Genomic DNA, 4074 nt, shown 5'->3' with positions numbered 1-4074 from the left:
GCCTGGGCGCGCGGCGCGCACGTCGACTGGCCGGCGGTGTTCGCCGGCCGCGACGCCCGCCGGGTGATCCTGCCGACCTACCCGTTCCAACGGCGTCGGTTCTGGCTGACCGGCGCGGGCTGGCTCGGTGAACCCGTCGACGGGGCGCAGGGCACGCTTTTCACGGGCCAGGTGAGCGGCGACTGGCTGGCCGACCACGCCGTCGACGGTGCCACCCTCGTGCCCGGCACCGGGTTGCTGGAGATGGTGTTGCGCGCCGGTGGGCGGGTCGAGGAGGTGACCCTGCACGCCCCGCTGCGTCCACCGGCGACGGTGCAGATGATCGTCGGCCGCCCCGACGACGACGGCCGGCGCAGCGTGTCGGTGCACTCCCGCACCGGCGACGACTGGACCCGGCACGCGTCCGGCACCCTCCTGCCTGACGACGCACCCCCGCCGCCGCCCGACGACGCCCCCTGGCCACCCGCCGACGCGACCCCGGTGCCGCTCGGCGGCCTCTACGAGCGGGCGGCAGCCGCCGGCTTCCACTACGGGCCCGCCTTCCAGGGATTGCGGGCGGTGTGGCGGCACGGCGACGAGACCCTCGCCGAGGTGACCCTCCCGGACGGGCTCGACGCCCACCACTTCGGGATCCACCCCGCGCTGCTCGACGCCGCCCTGCACGCCGTCGCCCTGACCCCGGACACCGCCGCTCCCGGCCGGCTGCCGTTCAGCTGGAACGGTGTACGGCTGCACGCCACCGGAGCGGACACCCTGCGGGTACGCGCCACAGTGCACCCCGACGAGTCGGTGTCAGTGCTCGCCACCGACGGCACCGGCGCACCCGTGCTCTCGGTCGACGCCCTGGTCACCCGCGAGTTCCGGCCCGCCGCCGGCAGCAACCACCTGTTCCGGGTCGCCTGGCCGGAACTCACCGCACCGGTCAGGGCCGCACCCGCTTCCGGGTACCTCTCCATCGCCGAGGGCGACAGCGGCGTACCGCTACCCGAGCGGGCCGCCGCCGCGACCCGGCAGGCACTCGACGGCATCCAGCGTTGGCTCGCCGACGACCACCCCGAGGGCAGCCGCCTGGTCGTCGTCACACGCGGAGCCGCCGGCCCTGGCCCGCTCACCGACCTGGCCGCCGCACCGGTGTGGGGTCTGGTCCGCTCGGCCCAACGGGAACATCCCGGCCGGTTCGTCCTGCTCGACCTCCCGGCCGGCGCGCCGCTGCCGGCGACCGTCCCGCCGGACGAACCCGAACTCGCGATGCGCGACGACACCTGGCACGCGCCGCGCCTGCTCCGATCGGCGGACACCGGCACGCCACCGCCGATCGGGGCCGGCACGGTGCTGATCACCGGTGGCACCGGCACCCTGGGCCGTCGCTTGGCCCGGCACCTGGTGACCGGGCACGACGTCCGGCACCTGCTGCTGGTCTCGCGCACCGGTGGCGCGGTGCCCGACGACCTGACCGGCCTGGACGCCGAGGTCACGGTCGCGGCCTGCGACGTGGCCGACCGTACGGCCCTGCGGGCGCTGCTCGCCACCATCCCGGCCGACCGGGCGCTCAGCGCCGTGGTGCACGCCGCCGGGACGGTCGACGACGGGCTGGTCGAGGCGATGACCCCCGACCGCCTCCACCGGGTCGCCCGACCGAAGATCGACGCCGCCTGGCACCTGCACGAGCTGACCCGCGACCTCAACCTCACCGCGTTCGTGCTGTTCTCCTCCACCGCCGGTGTCCTGGGCAGCCCCGGTCAGTCGAACTACGCCGCGGCAAACGCGTTCCTCGACGCCCTCGCCCGCCACCGTCGCGCCACCGGCCTGCCGGCCACCTCGTTGGCCTGGGGACTCTGGGCGGAGCCGAGCGGCCTCACCGGCCACCTCACCGACGACGACCTGACCCGGCTGCGCCGATCCGGTCTGGCGCCGTTGACCACTGCCGAAGGGCTGACCCTGTTCGACGCGGCGATCGGCGTCGAGGACGCCGCGCTGGTGCCCGTACACCTGACGCCCGCCGCCTTCCGCGACGACCCGCCCGCCCTGCTGCGCGCCCTCGCGCCCACCCGCCCCCGGCGGACCGCCGCCGCGCCCGCCACCGACCCCGGCCTCGCCGCCCGCCTGCGGCGGCTGCCCTCCGAGGACGGCGCGCGCCTCCTGCTGGACGTCATCCGTCGGCACGTCGGCGCCGTGCTGCGTCGGGACACCCCGGTGGACGCCGACCGGGCGTTCAAGGAGTTGGGCTTCGACTCGCTGACCGCCGTGGAGTTGCGCAACCGGCTGGCCACCGCCACCGGTGTACGCCTGCCGGTCACCGCCGTCTTCGACCACCCGAGCCCGGCCGCGCTCGCCGCCCACCTCCGGTCCCGTCTCACCGGCGCACCGGAACCCACCCGCGCCGTGGCGGCGCGGCCGTCCAGCACCGAGCCGATCGCGATCGTCGCCATGGCCTGCCGGTACCCGGGCGGGATCAGCTCGCCGGAGGACCTGTGGCGACTGCTTGCCGACGGTGGCGAGGTGCTCGGCCCGTTCCCCACCGACCGGGGCTGGGACCAGGACGCCGTGGACCGCAGTCTGGTACGCCAGGGCGGCTTCCTGGACGGCGTCGCCGACTTCGACGCGGGATTCTTCGGGATCAGCCCGCGCGAGGCGACAGCGATGGACCCGCAGCAGCGACTACTGCTGGAGACGTCGTGGGAGGCGTTCGAGCGGGCCGGCATCGACCCGAGGTCGCTGCGCGGCAGCCGGACCGGGGTCTTCGCCGGGATCATGCACCACGACTACGCCGCCCGCCTGCACGAGATCCCCGAGGAGTTCGAGGGCTATCTGGGCAGTGGTAGTGCCGGGAGTGTGGCGACCGGGCGGGTCGCGTACGTGCTGGGGTTGGAGGGGCCGGCGGTCACTGTCGACACGGCGTGTTCGTCGTCGCTTGTGGCGCTGCACCTGGCGAGTCGGGCGTTGCGGCAGGGCGAGTGCGACCTGGCCCTCGCCGGCGGCGTCACCGTCATGTCCATGCCCAGCCTGTTCGTGGAGTTCAGCCGGCAGGGGGGCTTGGCCGCGGATGGGCGGTGTAAGTCGTTCGCGGAGGCGGCGGACGGTACGGGTTGGTCGGAGGGTGTGGGTTGGTTGGTGGTGGAGCGGCTGTCGGACGCGCGGCGTAACGGTCATCCGGTCCTCGCCGTGGTGCGGGGTTCGGCGGTGAATCAGGACGGTGCGTCGAATGGTTTGACGGCGCCAAGTGGTCCGGCGCAGGAGCGGGTGATCGCGGCGGCGCTGGCCGACGCGCACCTCGTGCCGGCGGATGTGGATGTGGTGGAGGCGCACGGGACCGGGACGCGGTTGGGGGATCCGATCGAGGCGCGGGCCGTGATCTCGGCGTATGGGCGGGGTCGGGTTCGGCCGTTGTGGTTGGGGTCGGTGAAGTCGAATGTGGGTCATACGCAGGCGGCGGCGGGTGTGGCCGGTGTGATGAAGGTGGTCTTGGCGATGCGGCATGGTGTGGTGCCGCGGTCGTTGCATGTGGATCGGCCGTCGTCGGCGGTGGACTGGTCGGCGGGTGCGGTGCGGTTGGTGACCGATGAGGTGCCGTGGGTGGGTGGTGCGCGGCGGGCGGGTGTGTCGGCGTTCGGGATGAGCGGCACGAACGCGCACGTGATCGTGGAAGCGGTCGAGCCGGTCGAGCCGGTCGAGCCGGTGGAGCCGGTCGAGCCGGTGGGGCCGGTCGAGCCGGTGGGGCCGGTCGCGTCGTCGCTCCCGGTTCCGATGGATGAGGCGGCTCTGGCGGTGGAGGCGGGTCCGGAGGTGCCGTGGGTGGTGTCGGCGGCGTCGCGGGAGGCGTTGGAGGCGCAGGTCGCGGCGGTGTCGGGGTTGCGGTCGGTGTCCGGTGTTGGGTCGGGGTCGGCGTCCGGTCTTGGGTCGGGCGGTTCGCCGCTGCGGTCGGTGGATGTGGCGTTCACGTTGGCGGTGGGGCGGGCGGCGTTGCCGTGGCGATGGGTGGTGGGGGAGGACCTGCCGGTCCGCGCCGGTGACGGTCGGGTGACCTTCGTCTTCCCGGGTCAGGGTTCGCAGTGGACCGGCATGGGTGTGGAGCTG

1 protein-coding gene is annotated in these 4074 nt (G+C 74.4%); it reads left to right on the top strand.

Annotated elements, in window-relative coordinates; translation table 11 throughout:
- Positions 1–4074: SDR family NAD(P)-dependent oxidoreductase (locus ABZU52_RS32005; protein WP_354974651.1), on the top strand; the 4074-nt coding region annotated here is incomplete at both ends.

Source organism: Micromonospora sp. NPDC005220, from assembly GCF_040607895.1.
Lineage (GTDB): Bacteria > Actinomycetota > Actinomycetes > Mycobacteriales > Micromonosporaceae > Micromonospora.
The sequence above is the reverse complement of the archived record's forward strand: the minus strand, read 5'-3'. Positions and strand labels throughout refer to the sequence as shown.